This is a genomic window from Collinsella sp. OM04-5 (assembly GCF_003439125.1).
Taxonomy (GTDB): domain Bacteria; phylum Actinomycetota; class Coriobacteriia; order Coriobacteriales; family Coriobacteriaceae; genus Collinsella.
Window position 1 is genome coordinate 69,355 of record NZ_QSUU01000009.1, and the last position, 17,087, is coordinate 86,441.

At 60.8% G+C, this 17,087-nt stretch carries 13 protein-coding genes; 5 read left to right on the forward strand and 8 right to left on the reverse strand.

What is annotated here, in order from left to right; genetic code table 11:
• The first annotated feature begins 279 nt into the window (after positions 1-279).
• On the forward strand, positions 280-3,348 hold the full coding sequence (locus DXB53_RS06750) for an insulinase family protein (RefSeq protein WP_117583839.1): 3,069 nt from the start codon (positions 280-282) through the stop codon (positions 3,346-3,348).
• Between the two features lie 307 nt (positions 3,349-3,655).
• Here the strand turns inward: DXB53_RS06750 and DXB53_RS06755 are convergent, their stop codons facing one another.
• Positions 3,656-5,311: a zinc-ribbon domain-containing protein gene (locus tag DXB53_RS06755; protein WP_158556506.1), complete on the reverse strand. Its 1,656-nt coding sequence runs from the start codon at positions 5,309-5,311 to the stop codon at positions 3,656-3,658.
• A 220-nt stretch (positions 5,312-5,531) separates the two neighbouring features.
• On the opposite strand from DXB53_RS06755, the gene DXB53_RS10210 reads away from it, so the two are divergent.
• The 3 genes from DXB53_RS10210 (at position 5,532) to DXB53_RS06770 (ending at position 6,860) form a co-directional block, all read left to right on the forward strand.
• Positions 5,532-5,795, forward strand: a complete 264-nt coding sequence (locus DXB53_RS10210; RefSeq protein WP_117583841.1) for a type II toxin-antitoxin system HicA family toxin — start codon at positions 5,532-5,534, stop codon at positions 5,793-5,795.
• On the forward strand, positions 5,788-6,117 hold the full coding sequence (locus DXB53_RS06765) for a type II toxin-antitoxin system HicB family antitoxin (RefSeq protein ID WP_117583842.1): 330 nt from the start codon (positions 5,788-5,790) through the stop codon (positions 6,115-6,117). Before DXB53_RS10210 ends, DXB53_RS06765 begins: the two co-directional genes overlap by 8 nt.
• Before the next feature lie 146 nt (positions 6,118-6,263).
• Positions 6,264-6,860, forward strand: coding sequence for a 5-formyltetrahydrofolate cyclo-ligase (locus tag DXB53_RS06770; protein ID WP_117583843.1), 597 nt, complete (start codon positions 6,264-6,266; stop codon positions 6,858-6,860).
• A 167-nt stretch (positions 6,861-7,027) separates the two neighbouring features.
• Here DXB53_RS06770 and DXB53_RS06775 read toward each other — a convergent pair whose 3' ends face one another.
• Both DXB53_RS06775 and metA read right to left on the reverse strand, forming a co-directional pair.
• Positions 7,028-7,990, reverse strand: coding sequence for a hypothetical protein (locus DXB53_RS06775; RefSeq protein WP_117583844.1), 963 nt, complete (start codon positions 7,988-7,990; stop codon positions 7,028-7,030).
• Between the two features lie 392 nt (positions 7,991-8,382).
• A complete protein-coding gene (gene metA / locus DXB53_RS06780; protein WP_117583845.1) occupies positions 8,383-9,309 on the reverse strand; it encodes a homoserine O-succinyltransferase in 927 nt (308 codons plus the stop codon).
• Between the two features lie 211 nt (positions 9,310-9,520).
• On the opposite strand from metA, the gene DXB53_RS06785 reads away from it, so the two are divergent.
• Complete coding sequence (locus tag DXB53_RS06785) at positions 9,521-10,498, forward strand: L-lactate dehydrogenase (protein WP_117583846.1); 978 nt, start codon at positions 9,521-9,523, stop codon at positions 10,496-10,498.
• 382 nt (positions 10,499-10,880) lie between these two features.
• On the opposite strand, the gene DXB53_RS06790 is transcribed toward DXB53_RS06785, so the two are convergent.
• The 5 genes from DXB53_RS06790 to DXB53_RS06810 form a co-directional block, all read right to left on the reverse strand.
• Positions 10,881-11,849 carry an SIS domain-containing protein gene (locus tag DXB53_RS06790; protein WP_117583847.1) on the reverse strand — a complete coding sequence of 323 codons (969 nt, stop codon included), beginning with the start codon at positions 11,847-11,849 and terminating at the stop codon, positions 10,881-10,883.
• Positions 11,850-11,993: 144 nt separating this feature from the next.
• Positions 11,994-12,749 carry a GntR family transcriptional regulator gene (locus DXB53_RS06795; protein ID WP_117583848.1) on the reverse strand — a complete coding sequence of 252 codons (756 nt, stop codon included), beginning with the start codon at positions 12,747-12,749 and terminating at the stop codon, positions 11,994-11,996.
• A 2-nt stretch (positions 12,750-12,751) separates the two neighbouring features.
• Positions 12,752-14,725, reverse strand: a complete 1,974-nt coding sequence (locus DXB53_RS06800) for an ATP-dependent DNA helicase RecQ (protein ID WP_117583849.1) — start codon at positions 14,723-14,725, stop codon at positions 12,752-12,754.
• A 384-nt stretch (positions 14,726-15,109) separates the two neighbouring features.
• A complete protein-coding gene (locus DXB53_RS06805; RefSeq protein ID WP_117583850.1) occupies positions 15,110-15,829 on the reverse strand; it encodes a GntR family transcriptional regulator in 720 nt (239 codons plus the stop codon).
• 104 nt (positions 15,830-15,933) lie between these two features.
• Complete coding sequence (locus tag DXB53_RS06810; protein ID WP_117583851.1) at positions 15,934-16,941, reverse strand: YitT family protein; 1,008 nt, start codon at positions 16,939-16,941, stop codon at positions 15,934-15,936.
• Positions 16,942-17,087 lie beyond the last annotated feature (146 nt).

The following is a 17,087-nucleotide window of genomic DNA, read 5'->3' on the forward strand; positions in this document are numbered from 1 at the left end:
TCAACCATACCTTTACAAGAAATCAGCAGTTTATAGATAGATGACTTATATTGTATTAGAACTTTTTAGGAGTCCATATATTTCCTAAATGATTCGGTAAACGGGGTGTTATTTCACTTTAGCGGGATGCAGCGGCTACCCGCGGCATTCGCCGTCAACCCAGTTAGGCTAGTCCACCCACATCGTCTTCAGTTCGATGCAGAGCCGCGGCCCCATATGGGTATACTCTCGGGGATTCGACTCGATTCGCCCCCGCTGGGGCGTCAAAGGAGACTGCATATGCCCACCACCTCAACCGACCCGCGCGCCGCTGCCGCCGCGCTGCTGGTGCCCGGAACCACCTGCCACGGCTTTACCGTCGAACGCCGCGAGACCGTGCCCGAGCTCGACGCAGACGCTTACGTGCTGCGCCACACCGCCTCGGGCGCTCGCCTGCTGCACCTAGCGTGCGACGACGAAAACAAGGCCTTTGCCATTGGCTTTAAGACGCCGCCGGCCGATTCCACCGGCGTGTTCCATATTCTTGAGCACTCGGTGCTGTGCGGATCGACCAAGTTCCCCGTCAAGGAGCCGTTTGTCGATCTGATCAAGAGCTCCATGCAGACGTTCCTCAACGCCATGACCTACCCCGACAAGACCATCTACCCCGTTGCCACCACCAACGAGCGGGATCTGTACAACCTGATGGACGTGTACCTGGACGCGGTGTTCAACCCGGCCATCTATACCAAGCCCACCATTTTTGAGCAGGAGGGCTGGCACTACGAGCTGGACCTGCCGGAGGGCGCCGATAGCAACGGCGGCGAAGGCGACGCTGGCGAGGTAGATTTTGAGGCATGTCCTAAAAATCTACGCGAAGGGACGCTGCGCTATAACGGCGTGGTGTTCAACGAGATGAAGGGCGCGCTGTCCGACCCCATGAGCGTGCTGGACGACGCCGTCAACGCCGCGCTCTATCCCGATACCGCCTATGCGCATGAGAGCGGCGGCGACCCGCGCGCGATTCCCGCGCTCACCTACGAGCAGTTCCTGGATACGCACGCGCGCCACTACAATCCTTCCAACTCTTATATAACGCTCTACGGCGACCTAGATGTGGACCGCGCGCTGGCGTTTTTGGACGAGCGTTATCTGTCGCAGCCGAGCGCTGCGAGCCGCCGCATGGACGCTGCCGTTGCCGCCGGCGAGGACCCGTCCACGCTGGCACCCAATCCGCTGGACGTGCAGGAGCCTGTGACCTGCGAGTATAAGCGCGTCGAGATGGCCACCACGCCCGAGAACGCCTTGGTGGGCCTGGGTCTGGTGCTGGGCAGCGCGCTCGACCGCAAGCGCACGATCGCGGCGGACATCTTGTTCGAGGCGCTGCTGGGCTCCAACGAAGCACCGGTTAAGAAGGCCATTCTTGCCGCCGGCCTGGGCGGCAACGTGGCGAGCTACACCGCGGCCGAGAGCCTGCAGCCCTACGAGCTCATCATGCTGCAAAACGCGCAGCCCGGTGTGGCACGCGAGCTGCGCCGCGTGTTCCAGGACGCCTGCCGCGACCTGTGTGAGCACGGCGTTCCGCGCGAGCGCCTGGAAGCTATCATCAGCAGCAACGAGTACGACCTGCGCCAGCGCGACTACGGCATCGCCGACGGCGTAGCCATTGCGTGCGACGCGCTGAGCACGTGGCTCTACGATGACGACGCCGCGACGCTGGCACTCAAGTATGGCCCGGTGTACAAGGAGCTGCGCGGCGAGCTGGACGGTAGCTACTTTGAGGACCTGCTGCGCGAGCTGGTGCTGGAGAACGACCACATGGCGCTGGTCGAGCTGGTTCCGGTGGACGCCGCTGAGGGTTCGGAGGGCGCCGAAGCTGCCGAGCTGGCAGCCAAGCGCGACGCCATGACCGATGCCGAGCTGGCGGACGTGGTCGAGCGCACGGCCGTGCTGCGTGCCGCGCAGGAGGCCGAGGACACGCCCGAGGACAAGGCCACGCTACCGCGTCTGCGTGTATCCGACATTGGCGCGGCGCGCCCCGAGCCGCCGCTCGTTGTGGACACGACCGCGCCCATCCCCTGCCTGCGCCACGGCATCCCCACCAACCGCCTGGCCTACGCCATGCAGTACTTCGACCTGAGCTGCGTCGCATTTGAGGACCTGCCCTATGTGACGCTGCTCTGCCGCCTGCTTAAGCAGCTGCCCACGAGCGAGCATTCGGCCGAGGAGCTCGACAACCTGCTCGCCGGCAAGCTGGGCTTTTTGAGCTTTACAACCGAAGTCATGACGCAGCCCGACGTGGACGGCGTGCGTCCTTACCTGCTGGTGAGCGCCGGCGCCCTGTCCGAAAAGATCGACGCGCTGGCGAGCCTGCCGCGCGAGGTGTGGTCGAGCACGCTGTTGCTCGATGCCGACGCCGACCGCGTGCGCGACGTACTCACGCAGATTCGCATTGGGCTTGAGCAGGGCTTTATCAACAACGGACACTCGGCGGCGCTGGGTCGCGCGATGAGCTACAGCTCGCCTTCGGCCGTGGTTCGCGAGCAGCTTTCGGGCGTGGACTTCTATCTGTTCCTGCGCGATCTGCTCGAGCACTTTGACGAGCGACTGGACGACCTGCGCGCCAAGCTTGCCGAGCTGGCAGGCCGCATCTTTGTGGCCGATGGCTGCATGGCAAGCTTTACCGGCAGCGATGAGGACTTTGACGCGTACTGGGATGCCGCGGGCGACCTGGGGCTTGGCGCCGGCGACGGCGCTGGCAGCGGCACGCTCGTGGTACCGGAGCCGCGCGACCGTCGCGAGGCTTTCGTTATCCCCAGCGACATCTGCTTTGCGGCAAGCGCGTGCGACCCGCGTCGCCTGGGCATCAACGTGACGGGCGCTTGGGCGGTTGCCGCCAACGCGCTCTCCTACGACTACCTGTGGAACGAAATCCGTGTGAAGGGCGGTGCGTACGGCTGCGGATTCCGCGCGGCCGGCGAGCGTCAGGCGGCGTTCTACACCTACCGCGACCCGGCGGTCGATCCTTCGATTGAGCGCGTGGAACGCGCCGGTGCATGGCTCGGCAGCTTTGAGCCCGACGAGGCCGCCTTTGAGGGCTTTATCGTGAGCTGCGTGAGCGGCATGGACGCGCCCGTGAAGCCGTACGCGCTCACCAAGCGCCGCAACACGACCTACCTGGCTGGACTCGATCCGCATGCCCGCGAGGAGCGCCGCGCCCAGATGCTCGCCGCCACACCCGGTGAGCTGCGCTCGCTCGGCGCCGACGTGACGCGCATCGCAGCCGCGTCGCCCACCTGCGTCTTTGGCGGCCGCGACGTCATCGCCAAGAGCAACGCCGGCTTTAACGTCGTCGACCTGCTGGGCTAACCACAAAGGTAGATTTTTGGGACATGCCTAAAATCTACCTTTTCTTTTTCCGCCGCTTGGGCGGGCCAGCTCAGACCGTCCCACCAGTTTTGTCTCGATCTGTAACAGCTAGGCGGCAATATCGGCTCCAGATGTTACAGATCGAGACGTTTCCGAATGGCGCTGGCTCTTTGTCTCAATCTGTAACAGCTAGGCCCATTTATGCCGAGTTACTGTTACAGATCGAGATAAACCGCCGCAGACACCCGCCCTTCAGCAAAAACCACCCAAAGGTGTCTGTCCCTTTGGGTGGTTTGCGAGTGGGCCGCTACTTGATAAACGGGTTCAGCCAGGCCTCTAACGGATTGAGCTCGTACATGGTTGCAAAGCGCTCACGACCATAATCGGAGTCGTTGTTCCAGCTACCCTGGTCGACGTCGTACTCTGCATCCAGACGAATCCACTCCTCCGGCTTGTTCTTCTCGTGCTTGTTGCAGAAGTAGCGCTGGTACTCGACCTCGTGCTCAAACTCAAACTCGGCATCCGAACCGCGGCCGGCATACTCGTCGACCGACGTCAGGTTGCCGTGGTCGTCGTAATAGAACTCCGCATAGCCGCCGCGCTCGGAATCGATCCTGTCGAGCTTTCCGTCGCTGTACGAATAATCCACCGCGGCATACGAGTTCAGCGAGCCGTAATCGTTGCCGTGCGAGTCATAGGCCACAGGCGAGATACGCGAAATGTTGCCGTCCTTGTCATACTCGTAGCCCGCGGTGATCGTCCACCTGGTGCCCACGGTGTCGCCCTGACAGTCCAGCGTAAAGGACGTCACGCGATCCTTGTCGTATCCGTACGAATACACGACCGTCCGAGGATTGGCCGGGCTGGTATCGGTGTTGGTCACCATGTTGCCGTCCTGGTAGACATACGTGCTCGCGCTCTCGCCGTAACCCGCATGGGTCGTCTTGTTGATCAGGTTTCCGTCCGCGTCGTAGGTAAACGTCGTGGTGCTCGACGAATCGCTCATGTCGGCATCGCAGTCGATGCGCGTGACGTTACCGTCGGCGTCGTACGTAAACGTGTTGACGTTCACGTAACTGCCCGCCAGATCTTCCTCAATCTCCGAGATACGATGCGACTCATCGTGCTCGACGCTGTAGCTTACGCCGCCACCTTGCTTGACGGCAGACGTGAAGCCCGTGACGTAGCCGTTTTCATCGCGCTCGATCTCGTAGATATCGCCGTACTGGTCCGATTTATCGGTGCCTTCGTAGGACACCGGCAGCCACAGTTCGTCAAGCTGTGTGTCCTTAATGCCGCTGACCTTCGTATCCTGCGGCAGTGCCAGTGTGGCGAGCTTCTTTTTACCCGAAAGATCAACGTTTTTGAGCTCCCCGGCATTTGAAAGGTCAAGCTTCTCGATGTTGTCGCAACCGTCCAGGTTAACGACGGTGACGTTACTCGCCGAGTTAAGCTCGACGGTTTTAAGGTCTCCGCAGCCCGAAAGGTCCAGGTTGACGAGTTTATCCCCACCGTATTCCACACTGGTAACGTTGGGGAACACCTTGCCCAGGCCCTGCGTCGACGCGACGCCGTCCAGCTCGACCGACGTCACCGCCTTGGCCTCGTCGCGCGAGATGCGGCCGTCACCGTTAGTGTCGTACTTGGTCGAGACAAGCGCACGCATGCCGCTGTCCGGGAAGGTTTTCTCGTCGATAGGCGTGGTCGCGATCTGGGTGAAGTAGAACAGCGCTCCCCCGCCGACACCCGCCGCCACGGCAAGCACCGCGGCAAGGGCGATGAGGGGCTTCTTGGAACGCTTGCGCCGCGCGGGCTGCTGCACGGGCACGTATTGCCCAGGAGCGGGCGCAGCAGGCTGGGGTTGCTGCGTGGCCGCGACCTGGTCAGGTGCTACGGGCGCACCGCATACGGGGCAAAAGAGGACGTCGTCGACAAGCGGCGTGCCACACGAGCGACAAAACATGGCGGGCTCCTTTCGATTCATTCCTTCTACGATGAAGGTACACCCAAAGCCGCAGCCCTTGTTGCGCAACATTCAGCCCAAACCGCCGCAAAGGGGCGCAGTTTACAGGTGCCTTTGTGGTGGTTCGAACACTTGTTCATACGTACACATGTTCTATAGTAGAGATGCTTGCATCGGACCTAAATTGCAACTAGGATATAGTTGCAGAATGTGAGGCGGGATGACTCGGCCCGATAAACTCATCGCCCAACTGCTTAGCTGCCCTTCGACGTATCGGTATACCGATTTTTTAAAAGTCATGGCTTCATATGGCTTTGAAATGGACAACAAAGGCAAGACATCCGGATCGCGCGTTCGCTTCTACAGGCCATCAGATGGCAGGATGTTCGTAATGCACGCGCCACATCCATCTGGCGAATTGACAGCAGGGACTATTCGAAACATCGTTCGATTTCTGCAAGATGTCGGAGGTAGTCATGAGTAACGTTTTGGCATACAAGGGCTATTTCGCCCCCGTTGAGTTCGATGTCGAACAGCATGTGCTAACAGGTATGGTCACCGGCATTAGGGACGCAATCGTATTTGAAGGCTCTACGGTTAAAGAAGTGGAGCAATGCTTCCACGACGCCGTCGACGATTACCTTGAGTTTTGCGCCGAGAAGGGCAAGGAACCCGAGCGGGCTTTTAAGGGGTCGTTCAACGTAAGAACGGGCTCTGAGCTCCACAAGCAAGCGGCGCTGGCGGCGGCAAAGAAGGGTGAGTCACTCAATAAGTTTGTGACTGAAGCAATTGCTGCGGCGTTATAGCATTAACGCCTAGGCCCAAACAACCACAAAGGGCGCAGTTCGCAGGCATATTTGCGGTGGCTTTACTGCTCATATCGCGTTTGCCCAGATAAAAGCTGCCAAAATAAACCTGTCCCTTTTTGGTAGATTTGGGAGATGAGGCTGGGATGGATAAAGCTGAGCTGCGGCGGGCGGTGATTGCCCGGCGCGATGCTATTGATTTGGATGTTCGGGCAGCGAAGTCTGCTGTTGTATGCGCGCGGCTTGTTGAGCTGTTGGATCGCTTGGATGCCGCGGCGCCACACACCGTTGCTGTCTATGCTGCGATGGGTTCCGAGGTCGACCCAGCCGCGTTTGTCGCTGCGGCCGCCAAACGCGGCTGGCGCGTGGCCTATCCGTGCATGCTCTCGGCAAGCGACGCCGCCGCATGCGGCCAGCGCATGTGCATGCGGGCAGTCTCTGCCGGCGATGCGTCCGAGGCCCCGTTTATCGCCCACCCTACGCGGGCCTTCGCAGCCACGGACGTCGACAGCGGCCACTTCCCCATCGTGCCCGCCAAGGCCCTCGACATGATTATCGTGCCGCTCGTGGCTTTCGACCGCACCGGCGCGCGCCTGGGCTACGGCGGCGGCTGTTACGACCGCTACCTGCCCACGCTTTCGGCAACATGCCAGGTCGTCGGCATCGCCTTTGACGAGCAACGCGTCGACCACGTTCCCACCGATGCGCACGACCTGCCGCTGTCCCACATCGTCAGCGCCTAGCCGCCGCTGTATCGCACCCGCAAGATGAGCGTGGAAAATCTCCCACTTTGAGCCCCCTTACGAGCTAAAAACGGGAGATTATCCACGCTCATTCAACAAGCGTCCGAAAATCCACGCTCGTCCGTCCGATTTTCCACGCTTGTGCAGCCAAACGCTCTGCAACTGCCTCAGCACGCACGCGGCACGCCGGCGACCTTGAGCTTGCGATCGAACTTTGTCGGATCCCTTAGATCATCCCAGCACAAGCGCACGATCTTGCAGTTATCAAGCAGCGAAAGCCTCGACTCGCGCTGGCGCTCATCGAACTGCGTCTTCGCGAGCTTGCCCTCCTCCGCTGCCTTCTCGCTTTTAACAAATCCGTCGAACTCCCCGATAATCAGCCGGTCGCCCACGCGCCACAAGTAGTCGACGCGATACGGTCGTCCCGGCTCAACCGGGTCGAACAGCTCAACTTGCAACTCCGGCGTCTGCCAGCCGCGCTCGATCATCAGGGCACGCGCCTTGGACTCGCCGCCACTTTCCGACAGCCCATCGGCACATCGTGCAACCCTGCGCGCCGTCACAACACCGCGACGATTCAGGCCAAGCTTGTCGACAGTCTCAACGAGATGCTCCTTCGACAAAAGTTGCTCATGGAGCGCCGAATCCGCGATGATCAGTCCCTCGACAAACGATGCATCGACCAAGCAATCCGTAATCGTTTGATCGATATCGGTTACGGCGATATCCATCTGGGTGGCCCGTGTTTGACGAGCATAGCGATGACGAATGACCTGAGAGCCCGGCGTCGTCGATTGGGCCGGCATCGCGGCGATATGGATGTGCGTCAAATTGGCATGCGAAACCGAAAGGCCATAGATAACAGCCGCCGTATAGGAGCAAAATGTCCAGTCGGGGTGCTTTTGCGCAAGCGCCCGCACCCGATGCAGATAACGCTGCCGAAACTTGAGCTCGGACCAGTATTCCGGACGCGCATACAGCCCCGGCATGACCGCTTCGAGACTTCCCGCCTCCGCCCGCCGCTGAATCTGCTTTGCCTCCGCCGCCGTGCGCGCGTACACGCAGCTCATCTGCTGTTCGCATGCTTTAATGTGACTTGCAAGCCTTTGATTCGCCGTCATGTTTCCCATGTCGCCTCCCAAATCTTGGAACGGCACAAACGTACCAGACGGTTTCATGCGAAGTCTGACCAAATACCGTCCAGGCGCTGACCAAATGCTTGACGGTTTTGGACGTTTTAGGCTGATGTCTTATATCTGCAGGTAGGGCGGTTGTCGAGAGGTCCCTGTCTCCACATTTTGAGGCCTTGGTCCATCGGATTATCAGAAAGAAAAACCCGTCGAGATTCAAGACTACGCCAAATGCGACTTTGCCTCTGCACGCACCGTCGCTTAGCCGAGCCATCGGCATCTACATGCCTAAAAAATGAGCGTGGATAATCTCCCGTTTTGAGCCTAGTTTCAAGCCAAAAGTGGGAGATTATCCACGCTCGTCACGCCGCCGGCACAGCAGCAGCCGTAGCCTAGTGCTCCTCGCCGGCGCGGGCCAGGTCGTAGGGTGTGGTCTGGTAGACGTAGTAGTTGAGCCAATTGGTGTAGAACAGCTGAGCCTGGCTGCGCCAGACGTTACGCGGCTCGGCGGTGGGGTCGTCGTTCGGGAAGTAATGCGCCGGCACCTGAGGGTTGAGGCCGCGCTTAACGTCGCGCTCGTACTCCAGACGCAACGTGTCGGTATCGTACTCGGGATGGCCAAAAACAAAGAAGCGACGGCTGTCGGTCGACTTGACAATGTACAGGCCTACCTCGTCGGACACGGCCACGACTTCAAGCTGCGGCTCGGCCTCCACGTCCTCGCGACGCACATCGGTGTTGCGCGAATGCACGGCATAGAAACGGTCATCGAAGCCGCGGACCAGCGGGCTTTGCGGCTTCACCAGATAATGCTCGAACACGCCGCTCGCCTTTGCCGGCAGGTCGTATTTCTGAATACCGTAATGATGATACAAGCCGGCCTGTGCGCCCCAACAAATATGCAACGTAGAGTGCACGTGCGTGGTGGACCAATCCATGATCTGGCAGAGCTCGGGCCAGTAGTCGACCTCCTCGAACGGCATCTGCTCCACCGGCGCGCCCGTGATGATCAGGCCGTCGTAGTGGATGTCGCGGATGTCGTCGAACGTGCGGTAAAACGTCTCCAGGTGGCCGGCGCTCACGTGCGTGGCCTCGTGCGTTTTGGTGCGCAGCAGGTCCACCTCCACCTGCAGCGGCGTGTTGGAGAGCTTGCGCATGATCTGCGTCTCGGTGGCGATCTTGGTGGGCATGAGGTTGAGGATGAGCACGCGCAGCGGACGGATGTCCTGGTGCAGCGCGCGGTACTCGGTCATGACAAAGATGTTCTCGCTCTCGAGCTGCGCGGCGGCAGGGAGGGCGTCGGGAATGCGAATGGGCATGGATGCTCCTTACGAGTCAGTTGCAGCTATGGTACAACGAGCAGCCCTATCCGCGCGAGCACATCGCCCAGCGATGCCGTCAGCGGCCCAAATCACCCCAAAAGTAGAGATTAAGGCATGTCCCAAAAATCTGCGGCGCTTTATCCTAGCAAAGTGGTAGCAGGACGCTACAATGGTTCGACGCGAAAAACTCGGCCGAAAGGATACATATATGTACCAGACGCGTAAGATCGGTGTGGTCGGCCAGGGCCACGTAGGAGCACATGTCGCCAACAGCCTGCTCATGCAGGGCATTGCCGACGAGCTGTACCTGTGCGATATCAACGAGGCCAAGGTGACGTCCGAGGTCCAGGACCTGCGCGACTCCCTTTCGTTTGTCCCGTACAACACCAAGATCGTCAACTGCTACGACCACTACGAGGAGCTGGCCTGCTGCGACGTCATCGTCAACGCCGCCGGTAAGGTCGCGCTGGCCGCTGGCAACCGCGACGGCGAGCTGTTCTTTACCACCGACGCCGCCCGCTCCTTTGCCAAGCGCATCGTCGACGCCGGCTTCGACGGCATCTTCGTGAGCATCTCCAACCCCTGCGACGTCGTGTGCACCGAGCTGTGGCACCTGACCGGCTACGATCCCAAGAAGATCATCGGCTCGGGCTGCGGTCTGGACTCCGCCCGCCTGCGCACCGAGATCTCCAAGAAGGTCGGTGTGAGCCCCAAGTCCATCGACGCCTACATGATCGGCGAGCATGGCTTTAGCCAGCTGGCCGCCTTTAAGGCCGCAACCATCGCCGGCAAGAGCCTCAACGAGCTTCAGGCCGAAAACCCCGACAAGTACGCCTTTGACCACATGGAGGTCGAGGAGCTCGCGCGCAAGGGCGGCTATGTGACCTACCAGGGCAAGCAGTGCACCGAGTACGCCGTCGCCAACTCCGCTGCGCGTGTCTGCGCCGCCGTGCTGCACAACGAGCATGCCGTGCTTTCGGCCTCCACGCTCATGACCGGCCAGTATGGCGAGGAGGGCATCTTCACCTCCCTGCCGTGCGTGATCGGCGCCGAGGGCGTCGAGGAGGTCTACACGCTCGACCTTTCCGAGCACGAGCTCGAGGGCTTCCACAAGAGCTGCCAGCACATTCGCGACAACATCGCCCAGCTCGACTGGTGGGATGCCGAGGCCTACGACGCAAAGTAGTTCGCCGGTTGACGCGGCAACTCGCTCATAACGGACGCAATGCAGGGCGGGCCGTGCCGGAAATCCCCGGCACGGCCCGCTTTTTTGGCTCACGCGACACGCTCGCAGATTCAGGTCTAATACTTTTCCCGCAAAGTGAGCGAGCAAAATCGGACCCCCGAAGCATCGACACTTTTCAGCTGCTATTTCCTGCGGTTTCATCGAGATTTTCCTGCGGTTTTGGCGCCAAAAAGTGCGGATGCTTCAGGGGTCCAAAATAGGTCGTTCACTTCTGGGGAAAGTATTTGACTTCGTTATCAGACAGCTGGGACGGGGTGCCGCGACGCAAACGGGACCCTCGTTTGGTGAAGGCCCCGTCGTAAAAGATTGCTTTCCCAGCTACTTAGTACTGCTCGATGCCCATGTAGCGACGAACCTCGGGGCTGTGGTCGAACACCTTGCCGCGAGCGGCGCGCAGCTCGCGGCTCATCGCGTAGAAGAAGATCGGCTCTAGGAACGAACGCACGCTGGCGGGCACCTCACCCACGCCGTACTCGAGCGCATCGAGCACCATGACCGTATCGGTATGCGTGTTGAGGAATGCGAGCGCCCGCTCCTCCATGGGGCGACACTCGCCCGATCCGAGCTGTACAAAGTAGAACACGCCGGGCTCGGTGGCTTCGAACGGGCCGTGGAAGTACTCGCCGGAGTGGATGTAGCAGCAGTGCTGCCACTGCATCTCCATGAGCGAGCAGATGGCCATGGCGTAGGTCTGGCTAAAGTTGGGGCCGGATCCCAGGATGTAGAAGAACTCGTGCTGCTGGCAGAGCTCGGCAAAGCGATCGCCCAGCTCGGCATTAACCTTCTCGCGGGCAGCGGGCAACAGCGCATCCATCTGCTTAAGGCCGGCGTACATATCGGCGAGCGCCTCGTAACCCTCCTGCTGGTGGAGCAGTTCGGCGGCGATCAGAGCGCCGATGCCCTGCGGCACCTCGGCCTGCGACACGCCCTCGCCCCAAGGGTAGACCCAGGTGGTCCACTTGCCGTTATCAATCTTGGAGCCCTCGCAGTCTGTCATGGCCACGACCTCGGCGCCGGCTGCCAGCGCCATCTCGCAACCGTCGACGACCTCCTGCGTATTGCCGCTGTGGCTGCAGGCGATGACGAGTGACTTCGGCCCTAGGCTCTTGGGGGCCATCAGGCAAAACTCGCGCGCTGTGTAGACCGTCGAGGTAAACGTGGTGGCCTCGCGCTTGAGCAGTTCGTTAGCCGGCATGAGGTCGATCATCGAACCGCCGCAGGCGATCCAAAAGACATTCTCGACCTTGCCCTTGCGCTCGATGATTTCCTGAATCAGATCGTGTGCGTTCACGGTGACGCTCCTCCTTGTGTGGCGGCTTTGGACGACGGCAGCTCGTACCTGCAGTCGTTCTATGTTGTTCTATTTATAGCATGCAAGCAGGTGCCCGTGAAGTCATTTCAGCAAATTTGTTCTATGTTGTTCTATCTATGGACGTTAGATGTCGAACACGTAGCGCGAGCCCACGATCTTTTGGCGCCCGAGCAGCAGGGGCCGCCCGTCCGCATCGGTAAAGTACGCCTCCATATAGAAGAGCGGCTCGCCGACCGGCACCTCCAGCAGCGGGGCCGCCTGGGCATCCGCCAGCGCAATCTCCACGGTGCAGGGGTCGGACTTGAGCGGCGCGCGGCCCGAATGCTCGGCAACGAGTGCAAAGATCGAGTTATCGGCAAGGTCCTCGTCGGCAAGCGTCTGCAGGTAGGGATGGTCGGCCAGCACAAAAGAGTTGTTCTCGAGCATGACGGGCACGCCATCTGCCGTGCGCACGCGCTCGACTACGATGAGCTCGCAGCCGGGCTCCACGCCAAAGAACGCCGCGTCCTCGCGCGTCGCCGCGACCACCGTGCGCGACACCAGGCGCGCTCCGGCAACCATGTCGTTGGCAGCGCAACCCTCGGAAAAGCTCTGAACGTCACCCTTCTGGCGAATCTTGCGCTTGAGCTTGGGAGCGCACACAAAAGTGCCCCTCCCCTGTTGGCGGTTGAGATACCCCGCGCGCGACAGCTCCTCGATGGCGCGGCGCACGGTGATGCGCCCCACGCCGTAAGACTTCGCGAGCTCCATCTCGGAAGGAATGCGCGAGCCGGCCGCATACACGCCGCGCGCGATCTCGCCCTTCAGGTCGTCCATGACCTGCTGGTACAGCGGTACGGCGGATACGCCAGCGCGGTCGGTTTTATCGTCGGTTGCCATCGTTACGCTCCATCCCGCGCATGCTCGGACTCAAACTCTTCAATCGCCGCCATAAACTGCTCGCCAAAGGCATCGGCCTTTTTCTCGCCGATGCCGTTGACCTGAATCAGCTCGTCGCGCGTTTGCGGGCGCAGGCGGCACAGGCCGCGCAGGGCCTTGTCGGAAAAGACCATGTACGGCGCCATCTCGAGCTCGGTCGAGATCTCCTTGCGCAGGGTACGCAGGCGCTCGAACAGCTCGGCATCGTCGCCCACGCGCGGGCGCTGATCCAGCTCGGCCTCCTCGCGCAGCAGATCCACCGCACGGCGAGCACGGGCCGAGGCCTTGCGCTTGGACGCGCGACGCTTAACGGTAAAGGCAAACGCCTCGTCCTCGACCTCGCCGGCACGCGGACCCAGGCCCACGACCGGGTACTGCCCCTGCGAGGTGGCCAAATAACCGCGGCCGCACAGCTGGCCGATGATGTCCTTGATGCGGCCGACCGATTCGCTCGACAGCCCACCATAGCCGCGGTCCTCGTCCAGATGCATCTGGCGAATGCGCTCGGTGTTGCCGCCGTGAAGCACATCGGCGATGAGCGACTTGCCAAAGCGCATGGGGCGCGTGGCCACATAGCGCACGGCGGCGCGAGCCATACCGGTGACGTCCTCGACCTCGAACTGCGTGAGGCAGTTGCTGCAGTTGCCACAGCCCTCGGCCTCATCCGCGGCGGCGCCGCCCACGGCCGTATGCTCGGCCGCGGCCTCGTCGCCAAAGTAGCGCAGCATGTATTCGCGTAGGCAGCCGGTGGTGTTGCAATAGCCTTCCATCTGACTGAGCAGGCGATATCGGTTCTGGAGCGCCCACGCGCGCTGCTCGTCGTCGAGCGTCTCGTCGGCCGCATCGCCGCGGTCGATCAAAAAGCGGCGCATGCGAAAATCGTTGCCGTTCCACAGCAGGTGGCAGCTGGCCGGATCGCCATCGCGGCCGGCGCGGCCCGCCTCCTGGTAGTAGGCCTCGATGCTCTCGGGCACGTTGTTATGGATGACGTAGCGCACGTTGGGCTTGTCGATGCCCATGCCAAAGGCGTTGGTGGCAACCATCACCTGAATATCGTCGTCGATAAAGGCGCGCTGGCTTTGGCGGCGGGCGTCATTACCCATGCCGGCATGGTAGCGGCCAACGCGAATGCCGCTGGGACCCAACGCCTCAGCAAGCTCTCCTGCCAGCGCATCAACCGTCTTGCGAGTCGAGCAATACACGATGCCGCTCTCGCTCGAATGCGCGATCACATAGTCGCGCACCCACGCGGTCTTAGCCTTGTCGCCCATCTCCTCGCAGCCAAAGTAGAGGTTCTTGCGATCGAAGCCCGTCACCACCGTCGCCGGGTTTTGCAGGCCGAGCATCTGCTGAATGTCCGCACGCACGCGCTCAGTCGCTGTAGCGGTAAAGGCCGCCACGATGGGGCGCTGCGGCAGGGAATCGATAAACTCGCGAATCTGCAGGTAGGCGGGGCGGAAATCCTGACCCCATTGGCTCACACAGTGGGCCTCGTCAATGGCCACGAGCGGAACGCCGATGCCGCCTTCGGCCGCAGCTTCCTGCGCAAAGGCCAGAAAACGCGGCTCGAGCAGGCGCTCAGGTGCCACATACATAAGCTGGTAGCGACCCTCGCGCGCCCGCTTGCGCACGGTATTTTGCTGAGCCGGCGTAAGGCTGGAGTTGAGATAGCTGGGGCGCGCGCCCGCCGCAAGCAGTGCGCGGGTCTGGTCCTCCATAAGCGACAGCAGCGGACTCACCACAAAGGTGATGCCGGGCAGCATGAGCGCAGGCACCTGGTAGCAAATGGACTTGCCGGCGCCCGTGGGCATAACGCCCAGCGCGTCGCGGCCGGCAAGGATCGCATCGACCATGCGGTCCTGCCCCGGGCGAAACGAGGTGTAGCCAAAATAGGCGCCGAGCGTGTCGAGCGCCATCTGCTGCATGCTATCGGTCATGGTTTCCTAACGTCCAAGTCATCTGCCGCCGATTATACGCCGCCACGCGGACCGCTGCCGTACGGCTGTCAGCCACGCTCATTCTGCGGGTAGTCATTGGGGACGTTCTTGAATGACTAGTCGTTTAAGAACGTCCCCAACGGCTAAGCTCTTGACAGGCGTGGAAACGTCTCAGGTTGAGCATAAGTCAGCGAAAACGCCCCTAAGCGAGCAAGGTGACGTGAAAGAGGAGGGAAGCGTACTTCGGTACGCGACCGACGATTGAACGTCAGATTGCCGCTTAGGGGCGTTTGCAGCGTCGACCGGTCCGCCGTTCGCTAGAACGGCGGAACCAAGGGCGCAGCGTCGGCCCGTTGCGCGGTTTGGAAAACCGCGCAACTAGAGCTACATGACCATAACGTAGCGCGATCCCACGTAGTACTGCTTACCCATCAGGACCGGCTCGCCATTGGGTCCGATAAAGCCGGCGCGCAGGTTGAGCAGCGGATCGTGCGGAGCAATGCCCAGCTCAGCCGCCTGCTCGGCGTTGGCGCGAACGGCTTCGACCGTACGGTAACCAACCGAGACAATCGGCGTTCCGCCAACACGCTCGACCTCGGCAAAAATCGACTTGTCCTCAAGATCGGCCGTCAACAGCTCACGGTAGGCGTCAAACGGCACAAAGATGTTCTCTTCAAAGATGGGCTCGCCGTCGGCAGTACGCACGCGCTTGATGTGCAGCAGCAGCGCATCCTTCTGCAGGCCAAAGAACTCCATCTCGTTTTGGCGCGCCGGCACAATCTGGCGATCGATTACGTGCGCACCGGCCTTCATGCCGTTGCCGGCACACAGCGCGGTAAACGTCTGCAGCGTCGAGGCGTGAAATTGGCGATTGATGTGCGGCGTGGAAACAAAGGTGCCACGGCCCTGCTGCTTAACCAGGTAGCCATCGGAGCACAGCTCCTCGACGGCGCGACGCACCGTAATTCGGCTCACCTCGTACTGCTCGGCTAGCTCGAGCTCGGACGGAATACGCTCCTTGGGTGCATAAACACCTTTCTCGATCGCATCCTTGATCTCGTCGTAAATCTGCTGGTAAAGCGGTGCATTTTTGGGTGCAGGCATATCTAATCACTCTTATCGAAATATTGAAATAACTAATACGTATATAACGTCTAGTTTCATGTTACCTCATAATGATAAAACGATACACCGCATACAGCAAATCCTTACCTGCCGTCGTCCTGTTGCAGGCTGTCCTGATCGATGAGGCGCGCCTGCCTGCTGGCCATGCGCGCGGGCTTGTCGGGATCGGGCACGGCCGTGGGCATGGGCTCGTCGACATGACCGCCCCACCAGCCGCCCACAAAGTTGAGCGTATGGAACACATTGATCACGGCGCCGGGATCAATGTCGCACACCAGCTTGATAATGTCCTGGCTCTCGTAGGTCGAGACAACGGCATGCAGCAGGTACATCTTCTCGCGGCTGTATCCGCCAATGACCTCGGCACAGCTAATGCCATGCTGAAAATGGTCAACATAGGCGGTCATGACCTCGTCGGCCTTGCGCGTCGTGATCTGCAGCGTCACGCGATCGTAGCGACGATAGAAGCTGTCGATGGTCTTGGTCGAAATAAACTGGAACACGATGGAGTACGCCGCGTTGTCCCAGCCAAACATAAAGCCAAAGATCGCCAGGATAAAGCAGTTGAAACCAAAGATAACGCCCCAGATGGTCTTGCCCGTGTGGTTGGAAACCCACAGCGCGATAAAGTCGGTGCCGCCGGTGGATGCGCCGGACTTAAGCGCGATGGCAGCGCCCAGACCCGAGACCACGCCACCAAAAATGATGAGCATGATCTTGTCGCCCAAAAACGGCGCGAAGTGAAAGACGTTGAGGAACAGCGACGAGAGCATGACCTGCATCATCGAGAAGATGACGAAGCGCTTGCTAATGCCGCTCCAGCACAGGAGCGCCACGGGGATGTTGAGCGCGAGCATGCCGAGCGAGATGTCGATGTGAACGCCGCCGAGCGAGGTGACGCGATCGAGCAGGACCGCGACGCCGGTGAGGCCGCTCGGAAGCAGGTCGGCGGGGCGAATGAACGCCTGAATCAGAAATGTCTGGAGAACGGCGGAGATGGTGACCGCCACGGCAGTAATGGCGCGGCGGACGATGGTGAGACGGCCGAGCACGAGCACGCGGTCCGTGAGCTGATCGATGGCGTTCGCCACGTAGGCTCCTTTCGAAGGCAGATGTAATTGTGGGGCATGCCGGCGATTGTAGCATGGAGCGCGAGAGGGCGCTTCAATTCACCCTCTCTCGACAACCAAAACGAGCCAGCAGCTCCCCAACCAAAGAGCCAAATTCTAAGTGAGTA